This window comes from Halomonas sp. KM-1 (assembly GCF_000246875.1).
GTDB classification, from domain to species: domain Bacteria; phylum Pseudomonadota; class Gammaproteobacteria; order Pseudomonadales; family Halomonadaceae; genus Halomonas; species Halomonas aerodenitrificans.
Genome location: NZ_BAEU01000055.1, coordinates 1 through 15166, shown reverse-complemented (window position 1 = coordinate 15166; position 15166 = coordinate 1). Strand labels below are relative to the sequence as shown.

Annotated in this window: 16 protein-coding genes; 5 read left to right on the top strand and 11 right to left on the bottom strand. The window is 64.1% G+C overall.

Going from position 1 to position 15166, the window contains the following annotated elements:
• Positions 1 to 50: 50 nt before the first annotated feature.
• The 8 genes from B8115_RS05315 to B8115_RS05280 form a co-directional block, all read right to left on the bottom strand.
• Positions 51 to 935: a CopD family protein gene (locus B8115_RS05315; RefSeq protein ID WP_010626724.1), complete on the bottom strand. Its 885-nt coding sequence runs from the start codon at positions 933 to 935 to the stop codon at positions 51 to 53.
• A 3-nt stretch (positions 936 to 938) separates the two neighbouring features.
• Entirely contained in the window at positions 939 to 1340 is a 402-nt protein-coding gene (locus tag B8115_RS05310) for a copper resistance CopC family protein (RefSeq protein WP_010626723.1), read from the bottom strand.
• 84 nt (positions 1341 to 1424) lie between these two features.
• Complete coding sequence (locus B8115_RS05305; protein ID WP_010626722.1) at positions 1425 to 2717, bottom strand: M20/M25/M40 family metallo-hydrolase; 1293 nt, start codon at positions 2715 to 2717, stop codon at positions 1425 to 1427.
• A gap of 139 nt (positions 2718 to 2856) precedes the next feature.
• Complete coding sequence (locus B8115_RS05300) at positions 2857 to 3438, bottom strand: PRC-barrel domain-containing protein (RefSeq protein WP_010626721.1); 582 nt, start codon at positions 3436 to 3438, stop codon at positions 2857 to 2859.
• A gap of 203 nt (positions 3439 to 3641) precedes the next feature.
• Complete coding sequence (locus tag B8115_RS05295; RefSeq protein WP_010626720.1) at positions 3642 to 4526, bottom strand: PRC-barrel domain-containing protein; 885 nt, start codon at positions 4524 to 4526, stop codon at positions 3642 to 3644.
• Between the two features lie 150 nt (positions 4527 to 4676).
• Entirely contained in the window at positions 4677 to 5051 is a 375-nt protein-coding gene (locus B8115_RS05290) for a copper resistance CopC family protein (protein ID WP_158409639.1), read from the bottom strand.
• Positions 5052 to 5056: 5 nt separating this feature from the next.
• On the bottom strand, positions 5057 to 5536 hold the full coding sequence (locus B8115_RS05285) for a DUF3618 domain-containing protein (protein WP_010626718.1): 480 nt from the start codon (positions 5534 to 5536) through the stop codon (positions 5057 to 5059).
• 72 nt (positions 5537 to 5608) lie between these two features.
• Complete coding sequence (locus B8115_RS05280) at positions 5609 to 7198, bottom strand: BCCT family transporter (protein WP_010626717.1); 1590 nt, start codon at positions 7196 to 7198, stop codon at positions 5609 to 5611.
• Between the two features lie 194 nt (positions 7199 to 7392).
• Here B8115_RS05280 and B8115_RS05275 point away from each other — a divergent pair, with 194 nt between their 5' ends.
• Positions 7393 to 8160: a DUF1499 domain-containing protein gene (locus tag B8115_RS05275; RefSeq protein ID WP_026037904.1), complete on the top strand. Its 768-nt coding sequence runs from the start codon at positions 7393 to 7395 to the stop codon at positions 8158 to 8160.
• A gap of 51 nt (positions 8161 to 8211) precedes the next feature.
• On the opposite strand, the gene blaOXA is transcribed toward B8115_RS05275, so the two are convergent.
• A complete protein-coding gene (gene blaOXA / locus B8115_RS05270) occupies positions 8212 to 9000 on the bottom strand; it encodes a class D beta-lactamase (RefSeq protein ID WP_010626715.1) in 789 nt (262 codons plus the stop codon).
• A gap of 158 nt (positions 9001 to 9158) precedes the next feature.
• Between blaOXA and B8115_RS05265 the strand changes: the two genes are divergently transcribed.
• The 3 genes from B8115_RS05265 to B8115_RS05255 are packed head-to-tail and all read left to right on the top strand — an operon-like array spanning position 9159 to position 11562.
• The gene (locus B8115_RS05265; RefSeq protein WP_010626714.1) at positions 9159 to 10052 is read left to right on the top strand and encodes a LysR family transcriptional regulator; all 894 of its coding nucleotides are present in this window, start codon (positions 9159 to 9161) and stop codon (positions 10050 to 10052) included.
• Between the two features lie 41 nt (positions 10053 to 10093).
• A complete protein-coding gene (gene arfB / locus B8115_RS05260; protein ID WP_010626713.1) occupies positions 10094 to 10507 on the top strand; it encodes an alternative ribosome rescue aminoacyl-tRNA hydrolase ArfB in 414 nt (137 codons plus the stop codon).
• Positions 10508 to 10557: 50 nt separating this feature from the next.
• Positions 10558 to 11562: a hypothetical protein gene (locus B8115_RS05255; protein ID WP_010626712.1), complete on the top strand. Its 1005-nt coding sequence runs from the start codon at positions 10558 to 10560 to the stop codon at positions 11560 to 11562.
• Here the strand turns inward: B8115_RS05255 and B8115_RS05250 are convergent.
• Both B8115_RS05250 and B8115_RS05245 read right to left on the bottom strand, forming a co-directional pair.
• Positions 11553 to 12599: a proline racemase family protein gene (locus B8115_RS05250; RefSeq protein WP_010626711.1), complete on the bottom strand. Its 1047-nt coding sequence runs from the start codon at positions 12597 to 12599 to the stop codon at positions 11553 to 11555. The two genes, B8115_RS05255 and B8115_RS05250, sit on opposite strands and share 10 nt — an antisense overlap.
• Positions 12596 to 13777, bottom strand: a complete 1182-nt coding sequence (locus B8115_RS05245; RefSeq protein ID WP_010626710.1) for a zinc-binding dehydrogenase — start codon at positions 13775 to 13777, stop codon at positions 12596 to 12598. Before B8115_RS05245 ends, B8115_RS05250 begins: the two co-directional genes overlap by 4 nt.
• Positions 13778 to 14165: 388 nt before the next feature.
• On the opposite strand from B8115_RS05245, the gene B8115_RS05240 reads away from it, so the two are divergent.
• Positions 14166 to 15116: a diacylglycerol kinase family protein gene (locus B8115_RS05240; protein ID WP_010626709.1), complete on the top strand. Its 951-nt coding sequence runs from the start codon at positions 14166 to 14168 to the stop codon at positions 15114 to 15116.
• The last annotated feature ends 50 nt before the right edge of the window (positions 15117 to 15166 follow it).

Here is a 15166-nt window from a genome sequence, read left to right as displayed (position 1 = left end):
TCATTTGTGGCATTTTACCACAGATGGCTCTTCATGAGAGGGCCACACGTTCAGCGCACCGGCGAGCTGGTCGTCAGCAGCACGGCGGCCACCAGCACGATCATGACCATCAGGCAGGCTTCCACGGCAATGCTGCACCTCAGTTGGAGCGGCGCCTCGGGCTTGCCGCGCGCCACGGCGGGCACCAGCCACCAGCGGTTGGCCGCTCCCAGCAGCAGCAGCCCCATCACCAGCGTCAGCTTGACCGAGAGCAGTTGACCATAAGCTGTGTCCAGCAGCGCCCCCGGCCTGCCACCCATCAGCCACATGGCCAGACTGCCGCCAGCGAGGAGAAGTAGCGGCACCAGCAACAGGCCGAAGCGCCCGAAGCGCTGCAACTGCTCCGCCGATGCGCCCGACGAAACGCTGCCGGCCACGCGGTAAAGGGGCGGCAGCGCCGCAGCCCAGAAGGAGGCAAGACCCAGGTGCAGCATCAGCAGCACGCTCTGCCACGGCGAGCCTCGCGTGTGGCCGACCCGGGAAAAGGCCAGCAGAATCAGCACGACGCCCAGCGCGCCGACAGCGTAGCGGACGCCGCGAGGCGCCCCTTGCCAGAGCGCAACGGGCAACAGTAACAGCCCTACCAGGGCCAGGCGCAGCCGCTCGCCCTGAGCGCTCTCGCCGACGATACCCAGCAGCACAGGGTTGAAGGCCGATGCCCAGTTACCGCCCCCCAGGTAGGCGGCCTGAAGCAGCCACAGTAGCAGCAGCATGACGATGCCGCAGCCAGCGGCCACACAGGTGCAGCGGTCAAGTACGGCGGCATCGCGGGGCGGCTGGCCGGGAAAGGCAGCGCGGAACAGCAGCCCACCCATCGCCAGCAGTGCAGAAGCATAGAAGCCCGCCAACGCCAGCACTCGGCCGGCCGTCCAAGGGTCCAGGCCGATCGATGCCACCGTTTACTCCTGAATCGCGAAGCGATAGCCGCCCGACATGGTATGGCCATCCTCGGCGATGCCGCGCCAGACGACCTCGTAATCACCGGGCGCCAGGGTTTCGGCAGGCACTGCACCATGGGTCTCCGCCAGCGGACCGAGTGGGTCTTCGCCAAGCTCCACCGTCCCTTCAGGTCCCGTGACCTCGAACTGGGTGATGCGGATGGGCGAGTCGAAGCGTAGCTCCAGTCGCTCCGGCGCCTGCTCCAGGATCGCCCCGGCCTCGGGCTCGGTCGCGGTGATATGTGCATGCGCCCACAGCAGCGGGCTCACCAGCATCAGGGTACATCCGGCGGCAAGCGCCAATCGCTTGGCGTTACGCCGGGACTGGCCGAGCGGCAGGGCAAGGGTCACGACACGCTTCATGTATTTCTCCTTTGCGATGATGGAATGCCCAATCGTGGAACGCCTCCGAGATGGGCTGGCGGCTTCCAGAATGCCGACGCCCCATCAGGACGGGTGCTTCTGTTGGTGGCCTCGACCCTGGCGCTTGTCGCCTTCATTTCCCTCGGGCTTCGCCGAGCCCTGGTGCGTCAGTCGCTGAGCTTGATCGAGCCGCGGGTGGTTGTCGAGGAATTCACGATGCGGGTCCGGCAGTGCGTCCAGCGCTTGCAGAGTGCAGCTCAGCACGTGGATGGCCGCCAGTACATCCTGGGTATTGCCGGTCTCGGAGATGGTGTGCATGTTGCGAATGGGGAAGCCGATGGAGGTGGCGGCACAGTCGATGGCGGCCAGCACGCCGGCCATACCGTCAGTGCCGGTATCGGCACCGACGATATCGCGCTGCATGGGAATGCCGTGCTCCCGGGCAGTGGTTTCGATGATGCGATTGAGCTGTTCGCTGGCAATCGCTCCCACCGCCATGGTGAAGCCCTTGCCCATCTCCAGCGGCTGCATGCGCCGATCGCCGATGCCGGGGGCGGCCACGTAATCGTGATTGACGTCGACCCCGATGATCACGTCGGGCTCCAGCTCGCCGGCCAGTACCCGGCTGCCGAAGCGGCCAATCTCTTCATAGCTGGCGATGGCGAACATGACACGTACCTTCTCCGTCCCGCCGGCCTCGGCTATCAGCCGCGCGACCTCGGCGGTGACGAAACAGCCCAGGCCGTTGTCCAGGTATGCGCCGTAGAAGGTGTCGGGGCTGAAGCCGTGACGAATGGGGCGGTCGAAGATGATCGAGTCGCCGGGCCTCACGCCGAGATTGAGCACCTGCTGTTTCTTGTTCTCGCCGTGGATCTGCAGATCGAGATAGATCTGCTCTTTCTTGATGCCCTTGCGTCCCTCACGCTGAGCCGGGTCGGAGAAGTGGATGGCGCCCAGCGCCTCCACGGTGCCACCCTGGATGATTCGGTAGTGCCCGGGTTGCTCCGGATCCTCGCTGAACAGCTTTACCTCGTGGCCGATCAGCACGTTGGGCAGGAAGGAGTCGGTGTTGATCCAGACCTTGCCGTCGTCGCCAATGCTGCGCACCTGCATGCGGATCTTGTCGGCGTGGCCGACGATCATCACCTTGAACAGCTCGTCGCGGCCCGGGTGGGTATCCCACACTACCCCGGCATGGCCCTTGAACTGGTGCAGGTGCCAGCTCTTGGGTGCAAAGCTCTTGAAGTGAGGCTCGAGCACGCCGTAGGTCATGGCGGCTTCCAGCCCCACGGGGCTTGGCGCATCCAGGATGCGCCGCATCAAGTCGAACTGCGCTTCCGGCATGGGCTCGGTCCAAGGCTTTTTGATTTCGCTCATCTCGTCTCATTTCCGATAGAAGGATCTCTTCAGGGTAGTCTGCCAAAAGCAGCGCAAATAAAAAGGCAAGGCTGCCAAGCCTTGCCTTCTTCGAGTCGTAACGCCAGACGGTACCCGTTGGAGCGCTGGCTGTGCCGACTCACTGACCCCAGGCGTCGCCCAAGGTCATGTCGCCTTCCACTTCGCTGTAGCGCTCTTCATCGTACTCTTGAGCGGACTCCTCGAGTTCGTCCTCGCCGTAGGCCTGACGGGTGACGAGCTGGTCGTCCTGGAGCTCCATTTCCGCCAGCGGCAGGGTAATGTCGCTACCGCCCATGCCCCACAGACCGCCCACGGTGATGACTACATGCAGATCGCCGGTGTCGTTGTCGCGAACCACACTCTGAACGTCACCGAGCTCCTCATCCTCTTGGTTCACCACGGTCATGCCTTCGATCTCGCTGACCTGCATGTCGCGCAGGGCGTCGTCCAGTTGATCGTCGGCCCCCATGGGATCGAGGTCGTCGCCTTGAGCCGTGTCGAGATCGTCGCCGGTGTCCATCTCGTCCGGCTCGTCCATCAGGGCGTCATCGTTCTGGGGATCCATGGTGGTCTGCTCTTCTCCCACCGCGGCGTCGCCGTTCAAGCCGTTGTCGTCCTCGGCGTTGTCCTGGGCCAGGGCGCCACCTGCCAGACCTGCTGAAATGGCACCGATAGCAATTGCCAGTAATGTCCTTTTCATAACACTCCCTCCTAGAGTCGACACAGGTAACCACCTCCTGAACATAGACGCTACGCCAGCCAACCCACAAAAATCTTCAGAAAAATTTGGTAACTGCGCGTAGCCGCTTCGTTTCGCTCGGCCTGGTAGGCGGATACTCTACACAAAGAGAGGCAAGGCCTTGATGGCCTTGCCTTTTTCTGCACGTCACAGCGGCTGCAGTACTAGCGCTGCTCCATGGCTTCCGCCAGGGTTATGTCTCCATCCACTTCGCTGTAGCGATCCTCGTCATAGTCGGTGGTAAGGTCGTCGAGCTCGTCCTGGCCGATGATGTCCTGCAGCACCAGTTGCTCGCCTTCGAGGCGCATGTCGGCCAGCGGCAGGGCGACGTCGGAACCGCCGAAGATCCAGAAGCCACCCACCGAGAGGACGGCGTGAAGATCGCCGGCATCGTCGTGACGCAACACGTTTTCGACCTGACCCAGGGTCTCGCCCTCCATGTTGATCACGGTCATGCCTTCTACCTCACTCGCCTGCAAAGACGCGATGGACGGATCCAGCTCGACTTCGCCCGGCCCCATCTCTTCGAAGCCCGCTTCCGGATCCTGCTGAGCGGCCTGACCGGCCTGCGCCGCATCCCCGTCTTCGGTCGCCTGTTCATCTTGCGCCGTGTCGGGCTCGTCGGTCGTGGCCTGGTCACCGGGGTCGGCCTGGGTTTCGTCGTCTGTCACGTCCAGCTCCAGGTCACCGTCCTGGTCCGTGACGGGCTCGTCGCCGTTGGCTTCGCCCGTATCATTGGCGTCATCGTCACCATTGGCTTCCTCGCCATCCGCTGCCTCGGCGTCGGCGGGCGCGTCGTCGTACAGCTCCTCGTAGTCTTCGGCGTCGTCGCCTTCTTCAGGCAGATCGTCGTCATCCACCGTGACATCCGTCTCGGCGCCATTATCGTCCTGAGCGTTCTCGTTCTGTGCATTTTGGGGCTCGGCGGCCTGCTCCTCGCCCACGTTGCCGTTGTCATCGAGCTCGAAGTCGTTTTCCTGCGCCAGGGTACCGCCGGCCAATCCGGCAGAAATGGCGCCGATGGCAATTGCCAGTAATGTCCTTTTCATCGTACGTCCTCCTTGGTAGGCCCCCACACCGTCAAGATATGCAACGAGTTCTCCATGGCTCCAGAAACGCAGCGCAACGAAACGTTGGGATTCGGCAACTTGCGTACGCTTCGGGCAAATTCTCTCGGCAAGCGCATTCGAACACCGGGCTCATTCCTTGAGTTCGAACCGGTATCCGCCTGCCGAGACCGTGCCGCTCGCTGCGGTGCCGCGCCAGACGATGCGATACTCACCCGGCACCATACGGCCCGCTGGCACGGCCCGGTGACGCTCAGCCAAGGTATCCTGGGTGGTGTCGCCGAGTTCGACCATGCCCTCGGGCCCGGATACTGCAAACAGCGTCAAGCGCAGCGGCTCGTCGAGCCGTATCGTCAGTTCCTCGGGCGCCCGCTCGAGCCTTGCGCCATCTTCGGGAAATGTCTCCACCATCTCGGCCTGCGCCCACAGCGGCGGGGCTCCGCCGAGCAGGGTGGCAATAGCGATAAAACTCCCGATGCGCCTGATACTTCCGACGCAATAGGCCAAGCCTCTCATGTCTGCGGGTACACATAGCCGCTCCAGCCCTGCCCGGTGCCGAGATGCGTGGCCACGCCGACCACCTCGGGCCGATGCGTAGAGATGGCACTGCGCCCCTGCTGAGTCCCCAGGTGCGTGGCCACCATACGCTGAGGCGCTTCCTGGCGCGCCGGGATCCTCGTGCCGTCTGCCACCGACGAATCGGCCCAACGCTGCCCGCGTGAACCGGAGCGAAGCTGAGAGACGACCAACCAACCGAGGCCGACACCGGTGACCAGCACCGGCAGAGGATTTTCACGGATCGAATGCCCCAGGTTGCGCAGAAAGCCCGCGCCGGCCCCATCACTGCGAGGCAGGTGGCGCTTGACGCTGCGCTTGATGCGAGGCGGAGATAAACGACTCTCCAGCTCGAGCAGAGTGTCGTCCAGATGAGCGCGGGTGCGACGAATCTCCTCTTCCAGTTCGTCGGCCCGGTGTCGATGATAACGGCTCATGGCATGCCTCCTTGGCGTCACCGTTTCACTGTCTTCCCTTGTCCTTCAAGCTGGCTCCGAAGCGAGCAGGCGTCAAGTCGAGCTTGACGCCTGCCCATCCTTGCCGTTCTCGTTGCGTCGCAGCCCCAGGTAGAGCCCGGCACACATCAGCAGCAGGATCACCACGAAAGGCAGCCCCGAGATGGTCGCCACCGCCTGCAGCGCCTCCAGCCCGCCTGCGGTGAGCAGAACGGCTGCCACCACACCTTCCAGGATGGCCCAGAACACCCTTGTGGTCCTGGGTGGGTGGGGGTCGCCGCCGGAGGTGATGATGTCGATGATCAGCGAGCCGGAATCCGACGAGGTGATGAAGAAGATCGCCACCGTGGCAATCATCAGGGTCATGCTGGTGGTGACGACCCACTCGGGCATCTGGAAGTGGTCGAGGAACAGGAAGAACGCTAGCTCGGGCTCGTCCTCGACGATGTCGACCAGCCCAGCCGCCTCGAACAGCTCGCGATAGAGCGCCGAGCCGCCCATCACCGTGAGCCACAGCACCGAGGTGAACGTGGGCACCAGCAGCACGCCGAGCAAATACTGGCGCAAAGTGCGACCACGCGAAACGCGGGCGATGAACAGACCGACGAAGGGCGACCAGGAGATCCACCAGGCGAAGTAGAACAGGGTCCACTCGTTCTGCCAGCTCTCGGCATCGGGCGGATTGAAGGCCTCGGTGAAAGTGCCCCGACTGGGAATCTCGTTGATGTAGTTGCCAAAGCTCTGCAGCATCGAGTTGAGAATGAACTGGGTGGGGCCGAACAACAGCACATAGACCACCAGGGCGGCGCCGATGAGCATCGCCAGCTTCGACAGCTGCTGAATGCCCTTGGCCAGGCCGGAGAGCACCGATAGCAGCGCTACCGTGGTGATGCCGGCGATCAGTGCGATTTGCACGCCGATGTTATCGGGTATGCCATAGGCGTGCCCCAGCCCGGTGTTGATCTGGCGCACGCCCAGGCCCAGCGACACGGCCACGCCGATCAGCGTACCGGTAGCGGCCATGGCATCGATACCGTTGCCGATGGGACCTTCCACGCGCTTGCTGCCCAGCAACGGCATGAACGCCGAGCGAATGGTCAACGGCAGGCCTCGATTGAAGCAGAAGTAGCACAGCGACAAACCCACCAGACCGTACATCGACCAGCCATGCAGTCCCCAGTGGAAATAGCTGTGCACCAGCGCGTCGCTCGCCGCCTGCTCGGTTTCGGCCTCACCGAAGGGTGGGTCGGCGAAGAAGGTGACCGGCTCGGCCACGCCGTAGAACAGCAGGCCCACCCCGGTACCGGCGGCGAACAGCATTGAGAACCAGCCCCAGGTGGAGAACTCGGGGCGTTCGTCCTCGCCGCCGAGCCTGACGTTGCCGTAGCGGCTGAAAATCAGATAGAGCGCCAGGATCAGAAAGGCGTTCATCGCCAGCAGGTAGAACCAGCCGAGATTTTCGGAGATGGCGTCCTGTACCGCCCCGGCACCGGCCTCGAGACGTTCTGGCATGGCGACCCCGAAGGCCACCAGGGTCAGGATGAGCGTGGCAGAGGTGAGGAAAACGGCGCGATGTACGGGCACGCCGAGCAGGTTGTGACGCTTGGAACTTCCGTAGCGGTCGGAATCGGAGCGAGTCGGCATATCCCTTGCCTCCTGCGAAGCGCGCTTGCACGCGCCAAATACGTGGCTTCCATGCGCTGCTTTGGCATGAACCTTAAGCAAACGATAGCAGCCGTGAGCGGCGGGGAGGTTGCGAAATGCAAATCGAGGTACGGCAACTCCCGGCCCGAGAGGATATGCTGAAGGTATCGATTCCTGGCTTGTCGAGCATCGTCATGTCCGACTTGAACTCACGACGCCGCCCGCGCGGCGGCCGATGGCTGCCCCGCCTTGCCTGGTTCAGTCTGCTGGTGCTGCTGCTGGCCGCCCTGTTGCTGGCCGGCGCCGGGCCGGCCTATCGCCTGGAGCTGCTGCCCCTGGGCAGTGCCTTCGACATGCTGCGTCGTGGCGTCTATCTATCCGCTGGCGCCGCAACCCTGGGGCTGCTGGCGCTGATCGCCGCGACCTTCTGCCGGCGCCTGCAGCCGGCGCTGATCGGCGGACTTGTGGTGGTCGCCACCGCCGCCATGCTTGCCGTACCCTGGCTGCACTGGCAGCGTGCCCAGACGGCCCCGCCGATACACGACATCACCACCGATACCGAGAACCCACCCGCCTTCGAAACCTTGGCGGCCGACCGCGAGGCCGCCCCCAACGCCGTGGAGTACCCGGGCGAGTCAGTGGCGCGTCAGCAACGCGAGGCCTACCCCGACATCCAGCCGATGATCCTCGACGTGTCGCTCAACCTGGCGCGGGACGTCGCCGAAGCCGCAGCGCTGGACATGGGCTGGCAGTTGGCGCACAACTCCCTGACCCGCATCGAAGCCACCGATACCACCACCTGGTTCGGCTTCACAGACGATATCGTCATCCGCCTCAGCGAAGACGACGACGGCGTGCGCCTCGACGTTCGCTCGGCCTCCCGCCTGGGACGTAGCGACGTAGGCGCCAATGCGGCACGCATCCGCGCCTACTTCGAGGCCGTCGAGCGCCGCCTCGACTGAGTTCGAAAGCCGCCCCGCAACGAGCGCGGAGCGGCCCTTGGGCAAGCGCGATCAGTTCGCTGGTGGCAGTGCCTCGATGGTGCGCAACGCCTCGTCGACGATACCCTGGCGCTTGGGCAGGTCGGCCATGCGATTGGGAGTTTCCATGTTGAGAGCGAAGAACACCGGGCCGCTGGGACGCTCCACCCAGCCTACCCACCAGCCGAGCTGGCCGCTCCAGCCGGTCTTGCCGCGCACTATCCAGTCGCTGCCGGCAGCGGTGATCATCAGATCCTTGACCAGACGCTGGTCGGCCTCATCAAAGGGCAGTTCGTTACGGTAGAGACGCTCGAGGAATTCGATCTGCTCCTCGGCAGAAATTTCCAGCATGCCTTCGTCGAGCCAGAAGTTCTCCAGTTGGTCACCGATCTCGGCATTGCCATAATCGATCGCTTCCAAATAATGACGTTCACGCTCCTCGCCTATTTCGCGGGCGAACTGCTGGTACAGCCACACCACAGAGCTACGCATGCCCGAACGCAGGTCCTGATCGGCGTTCCACGGGGGAATGCTGCGCTCGACGCCATCCCAGGCAAAGACCTGGAACTCATCCTCCGCCACGCCGGCATCCAGAGCGAACAGAGTGTGGGGAATCTTGAACGTGGAAGCCGGCACGAAACGCTCCCTGGCCCGCTCGCCGTCATGTACCAGCGTCGTGGTGCTACCGTCGCGCTTGTCGACCACCAACAGGGTGCCGCTGGCTTCGTTGGCACGGAATATCTCGCTCCAGTCGCTGCGCTCCTGCCAGGCATCGGCCAGCGCGCCGGCCGGCACCAGCGCAAAAGCTAGCGCGCCCGCCATGAATGTTTTGAGGGCTTTTTTCTTGATACTCATGGTTCCGTCCGCTTGTCGTAGGGTTCTCTTGGGGAAGTCGACGCGTCGCAACGCAGAGTAGCGGCCGGCTGGCGAGAGGTACAAACCATGATATCTTGCACGAGCCATAAACTGAGCTTGGGCATATGACGAGACCCTATCTGCCGCTCAACGCCCTGCGAGCCTTCGAGGCGGCGGCACGCCATCTGAGCTTTACCCACGCCGCCGATGAACTGAACGTGACCCAGGCGGCCGTGAGTCATCAGGTCAAGCTATTGGAAGAACGACTGGGAGTGGCGCTCTTCAAGCGCTTGCCGCGGGGATTGATGATCACCGCCGAGGGCGAGGCGTTGCTGCCGGTGATGCGGGAGTCCTTCGACCGCATGGCGGACATGCTGGAGCGGCTCGAAGGCGGCAGGGTACGTGACATTCTCCATGTCGGTGCGGTAGGTACCTTTGCGGTAGGCTGGCTGCTGCCACGCCTGGCGCGCTTCCAGGCCCGGCACCCGCTGATCGAAGTTCGAATCTCGACCCATAACAATCGGGTGGACATGACCAGTGAAGGACTGGACTACGCCATTCGCTTCGGCGATGGGGCCTGGCACGGGCTTGAGGCTCAGCAGCTCTTCGATGCCCCCCACTCTGCTTTATGCACGCCGCGCCTGGCGGAAGCGCTCAGGGCGCCGTCGGACCTGTTCCGCCAGACCCTGCTGCGCTCTTATCGCGAGAGCGAATGGAGCCACTGGTTCGCCGCCGCGGGCATCTCCCGCCCGCCCGCGCGACCCTGTGGCATCACCTTCGACTCGTCGCTGGCCATGATGGAAGCCGCCGTACAGGGGGTGGGGGTGGCACTCGCGCCACCGCGCATGTTTGCCCGCCAGCTGAGCAGCAACCAGGTCGTGCAGCCCTTCGACATTCATGCCGCGCTAGGCAGCTATTGGCTGACGCGCCTCAAGTCACGCAAGCCCAGCGCGGCCATGGCGAATTTCGCCAACTGGCTGTTCGAAGAGGTACGCTTGGCCTACGGCAGCGAGGTCTAGCCTACGTTGCAGCCCCCCACCAATCACCGCAGGAAGCCGACATGCTGCGACTCTCCAATAGCGTGGAACTGGCCGACCACGAGATCGAGCTCAGCCAGATACGCGCCCAAGGCGCAGGCGGCCAGAACGTCAACAAGGTGGCCTCCGCAGTGCATCTGCGCTTCGACATTCCTGCTTCCAGCCTGCCGCCCTTCTACAAGGAGCGGCTGCTGGCGCTCTCCGACAGCCGTATCACCAAGGAAGGCGTGGTGGTAATCAAGGCGCAGAGCTTTCGCACCTTCGAGCAGAACCGCGAAGACGCCCTGGAGCGGCTCAAGGCACTGATTCAGGAGGCGGTGAAGACGCGCAAGGCGCGCAAACCGACCAAGCCGAGCCGCGCCTCGAAGCAGAAGCGCATGGACAAGAAGACGAAGAAGGGGCAGACCAAGGCTCTGCGCGGCAAGCCGAAACTCTAGGGAACAAATGGCTGCTAACCTTTAGCCTAAACGCCGTGCAAGGAGCCACCATGCCGTCGAGAAGAGTCTCGCGCCCGCTGAGCCCCGGGCTGGAGCGCCTGCACCTGATCTGGGACCTGCTGATCATCGTGCTGGTGGTGGTCAACCTGGCGTTGCTGCTGTTCGACGCCCTGTTCCTGCTCGGCCCGCTCAACGCTGCCTTCGCCGCCGTCGCCCCTGGGCTGCATGGCGCCTATGACCGGCATATCCACGAGAATTTCGTCGAGATCGATCTGATCTTCGTCGCCATCTTCGTGCTCGACGTGCTGCTGGGCTGGGCGGTGGCCATCGCCGAGAGACGCTACCACCGTTGGTTCTTCTACCCGTTCGTGCACTGGTACGACGTGCTGGGCTGCATCCCGGTGGGCGGCTTCCGCCTGTTGCGCATCCTGCGCGTGATCTCGCTGCTGGCCCGTCTGCACCGACTGGGGTTGATCGACGTGCACCGCTGGCGGCTCTACGCCGTTTACACCAAGTACTACGAAATCTTCTTCGAGGAGCTCTCCGACCGCGTGGCGATCCGCTTACTGGGCAACATGCAGGAGCAGATCCGCTCCAACGATTCGCTCTCCACGCGGGTCGTCGACCAGGTGGTGATGCCACGCAAGCAGCAGCTGATTCACGAGCTCACACGCAGACTGGAAGAGATGACCGGCAACGCCTACGCGCGCAACCGCGACGATACGATGCGCTACGTCAGCTCGCTGGTGAGCCGGACGGTGGCGGAGAGTCAGGAAATGAAGCGCCTGCGACGCCTGCCGATGGGTGATGTCGTCGCCCGCAGCATGGAGGCGAGCATGAGCGATCTGGCCTGTCGTCTGGTGCATGAGGCCATGGAAGGGCTGCGCTCGCCGGAGTTCACCGCCTTGGTGGAACGCATGGCTGACAGCGGCTTCGACACCTGGCTGCAGGTCGACGAGCACACCGATCGGGTGACCGAACAGGTGCTCGTCGACATGCTCGAACTGGTCAAGGAGCAGATCGCCGTGAAACAGTGGCGACGCCGCTACGACTGATGCCGGCTGGCCAGGATATGGTGCACCCCACCGCAATCCACCATCGGGTCATCGCAGTTGACCACGATCTCCGAGCGCGCCAGCACGTAGCTCTTGCCGGTGATGGTGTTCTCCACCACTTGGTGACCGCCACCGGCCTCACGCGCTTCGACGAACTGGCCGATGAAGCCGGTCTCGCGCAGCGAGACGGTTTCCAGCCGGTCGCCGGGCTTGATGGTGCCCTCGTGATGCATCAGCGCCAGCCGCGCCGATGTGCCGGTACCGGTGGTGCTGCGACAGATCACCCCGGGATGCACGTAGGTCGCCGAGCGCGAGCGGTAGAAGTCGTCGGCGATCTGCTCCACCGGCCCCATGAAGTGCAGAAACGGCAATGGACCGACGTCGCCCAGGGTGTAGTGGGAGAAGCCGCTGCGCGCCTGGATCGCCTCGACGATGCGGTGGGCGCATTCGGCCAGCGCCCGCTCTTCCTCCCGCTTGAGCGAGAAGCCGAGCTCGGCTGCATCCACCAGGGCGTAGAAGCCTCCGCTGTAGGCGATGCTGTAGGTCACGTCGCCCACCTCGGGCACGTGGATGGTGGCCCGGTGGGTGTCGATGTAACTCGGCAAACCGCCGCAGGTGATCGCCTCCACCACGCCGTTCTCGACCCGCGCCTCGATCTGCACCAGCCCGGCGGGGGACTCCAGCGTGAAGTGCTGGATGCCCTCGCGCTTGGGGACCAGCCCGGTTTCGAGCAGCGCCGTGGCGGTACAGATGGTGTTGGAGCCGGAATAGATGGGGTAGCCCATCACCTCCATGATGATGTAGCCCATCTGCGCCCGCGGGTCGCAGGCGGGCACGATCAGGTCCACCGACATCTCGGGGATGCCGTAGGGCTCACCGAGCAGCAGCTTGCGCAGGCCGTCGGCATCGTTCTCCAGGTACTCCATCTGCTGGCGCACGGTGTCGCCGGGCAGCGGATCGATGCCGCCGATCACGATCCGGCTGACGTCGCCGCCGGCATGGGTGTCGAGCAGTTGCAGAGTCAGTTCGTGGCTCATGCGTTGTCCTTCAAAAAGGTGCCCTCGAGCGCAAAGGGAGCGCCATGCTCGGCCCATTGGGAATCGGGAACGACAACGATCTTGCCCAGGTAGTTGCTGCCGCGGTTGACGAAGTAGCGCTCCGCCTCATGCAGCTCGGAGAGCTTGAAGGCAGCGTGCAGCACCGGCTTGAGCTCACCCGTGCGAATCCACTCGACCAACTGCTCGGCCTCCTCACGGGTACCGTGGGAGACGCCGAAGATCTGCACCTGGTAGAGGTAGATCCGCGTCCACATGATCTCGCTGAGATTGCCGCCGCTGGCCCCGGCGATGGAGAGCCGCGGGTAGGTGGTGCGCGCCTTCATGTCGCCGATCATGGTGTCGATGAACAGATCGGTCATCTCGCCGCCGACCAGGTCCATTACCGCATCGATGGGCGCCCCACCGGTGGCCTTGAGCACGCGCTCGACGAAGGTGGAGAGATCGCCGCGGTCGATCACCGCCTCGGCGCCCAGTGCCAGCAGCGCCTCGGCCTTGTCGGGCTGGCTCACGGCATAGGGAATCGCACCGACGATGCGGCACATCTGGATCAGCGCAGCACCCACGCCGCCGCTGGCCCCGCTGACCAACACCCTCTCCCCCGCCGCGACCCTGGCCGAGGTCATCATGTGGTAGCCGGTCTGGTAGGAGCACATGCCCATGGCCGCCAGCTCGGCGTCGGCGAGTTCCGGGTTTGGCACGTGATGGAACTGATCCGACGGCACGGCGATGTACTCGGCGTAGCCGCCGTCGGCGCCGTGGCCGTAGTAGTCCGGCGTCAGGTTGATGTCGCGACGCTCGTCGGCATAGAGATTGAAGTCGAGCAGGCCGCGCTCGCCGATGCGCGAAGCATCGACACCCTCGCCCACCGCCACCACGCGGCCGGCCACGTCGGCGCCCTGGATACGCGGGAAGGTCAGGGTCGGCTCGCCGCCCATGGCGAAGGAGGTCACCTCGCCCTTGTCCTTGGTCGGGTAGAGCCCTTCCCGGGCCTTGCGGTCGGTGTTGTTCTTGGCCGTGGCGGTGACCTGCACCAGCACCTCCCCCGGCCCGGGACGCGGCGTGGCGACGTCACTGCGATACACCAGCTTGTCGATATCGCCGTGGCCGGTCAGGACCATGGCGTGCATGGTGGCTGGAATGGTCGAGCGGTTCTCCATGGGCACGAGGGTCCTCCTGTCAGCGTGATGAGAGCGTTCGGTCTCGACAGCCGGGCGTCTACCCGCCTCCCCTCGGTTTTCCCGATTCAAGGCAATGATATGCCGAACAGCCAGCGCATGAAGCGCCGACCGCGTGTCATCGAGCAGGGGAAACGAATGAGGTGGGGCAGCCTGTTCGGCGTGTCGATATGGGCAGATTGAATCATGCCCTGCCCCGCACTGCATACCGCTGAACCCGTGGATTTTTTTCTGTTTTGAGCGGTACCGAGTGGGTGTTCTTTCTTCACCTGGATAACGGGCCCAAGCGACTCCACCTATGCTAAGGCGAGCTGAACAATAGCTCGCTATCCTTACGCTCAAGGAGTGACCTCAGGTGAAGGAGACACCGATGAACTACTGGCTGATCGTCAACAAGGCCGCCGGTGATGGCCGCCAGGGCGAGTCGTACTGGCGGGGCTATCTTCAGGCGGCGGGTATCGAGGAACTGCACGTCCGCGGGCTCAGCGAAACCGAGTGGGAGCAGGAGGTGGCCCCCGACGACCGCGTGCTGGTGGCCGGGGGCGATGGCTCGGTGAACCGGGTCGCACCGGTCTGCATCGAGCGCGGTGCCACTCTGGGCGTGCTGCCCTCCGGCACGGCCAACGATTTCGCCCGAAATCTGGGACTGCCTGACGACCCGCTGGAACTGTGCAGGCTGATGGCCTCGCAGCAGTGCCTGGAGGTCGATGTCGCCTGGCTCAATGGCACGGCCTTCCTCAATGTCGCGCATATCGGCCTTGGCACGCTGCCTTCCCGCAAGGCCTCCCAGGAGCAGAAGCGCCACCTGGGCCGGTTTAGCTACCTGCTGACGCTGGCGCAGCGACTCGGCATGCAGCGCGGCATCCATGGCCGCATCGAGTGTGACGATCGCACCGTCGAGGGGCCGTGGCTCACCATTGCCATTGCCTCGGGTGCCTATTTCGGCGGCGGGCATGAGATAGCCGAGGCCAGTATCGACGATGGCATGCTGAACGTAGTGGCGGTTCGGCACCACTCATGGCTGCGCGTGCTGCTGGCTTTCCTTGCCACCAAGCTGCTGAGACAGACGCCCCGCTCGAATGAAACCGTGGTCTATTTCCAATCTCCCCAGTGCCATATTCAGCTACGCCATGACCACACGGTCACGGCCGATGGCGAAAATCTGGGGCGCATGGCCAACATTTCGGCCTTCACGCGACCCGGTGTCCTCAAGGTGATGGGCAACCGCCTGGTCTCGGGCCGACCGGAAGCCGCCCCCGCCGTTCATTACACACCCAACGATGCCTCACCCATGGCACGCCCGAGCCCCAAGTCGTTCTGACGCATGCCGGCGTAGCTCGCTAGGCTTTGTACGAAAAGTCGGCGAGCGAT

Coding starts and splice junctions, on each gene's coding strand:
- B8115_RS05265 (WP_010626714.1), top strand. CDS start 9,159: ATGACGAGACCCTATCTGCCGCTCAACGCCCTGCGAGCCTTCGAGGCG.
- B8115_RS05310 (WP_010626723.1), bottom strand. CDS start 1,340: ATGAAGCGTGTCGTGACCCTTGCCCTGCCGCTCGGCCAGTCCCGGCGT.
- B8115_RS05255 (WP_010626712.1), top strand. CDS start 10,558: ATGCCGTCGAGAAGAGTCTCGCGCCCGCTGAGCCCCGGGCTGGAGCGC.
- B8115_RS05245 (WP_010626710.1), bottom strand. CDS start 13,777: ATGGAGAACCGCTCGACCATTCCAGCCACCATGCACGCCATGGTCCTG.
- B8115_RS05280 (WP_010626717.1), bottom strand. CDS start 7,198: ATGCCGACTCGCTCCGATTCCGACCGCTACGGAAGTTCCAAGCGTCAC.
- B8115_RS05285 (WP_010626718.1), bottom strand. CDS start 5,536: ATGAGCCGTTATCATCGACACCGGGCCGACGAACTGGAAGAGGAGATT.
- B8115_RS05300 (WP_010626721.1), bottom strand. CDS start 3,438: ATGAAAAGGACATTACTGGCAATTGCTATCGGTGCCATTTCAGCAGGT.
- B8115_RS05240 (WP_010626709.1), top strand. CDS start 14,166: ATGAACTACTGGCTGATCGTCAACAAGGCCGCCGGTGATGGCCGCCAG.
- B8115_RS05295 (WP_010626720.1), bottom strand. CDS start 4,526: ATGAAAAGGACATTACTGGCAATTGCCATCGGCGCCATTTCTGCCGGA.
- B8115_RS05250 (WP_010626711.1), bottom strand. CDS start 12,599: ATGAGCCACGAACTGACTCTGCAACTGCTCGACACCCATGCCGGCGGC.
- arfB (WP_010626713.1), top strand. CDS start 10,094: ATGCTGCGACTCTCCAATAGCGTGGAACTGGCCGACCACGAGATCGAG.
- B8115_RS05275 (WP_026037904.1), top strand. CDS start 7,393: ATGTCCGACTTGAACTCACGACGCCGCCCGCGCGGCGGCCGATGGCTG.
- blaOXA (WP_010626715.1), bottom strand. CDS start 9,000: ATGGCGGGCGCGCTAGCTTTTGCGCTGGTGCCGGCCGGCGCGCTGGCC.
- B8115_RS05305 (WP_010626722.1), bottom strand. CDS start 2,717: ATGAGCGAAATCAAAAAGCCTTGGACCGAGCCCATGCCGGAAGCGCAG.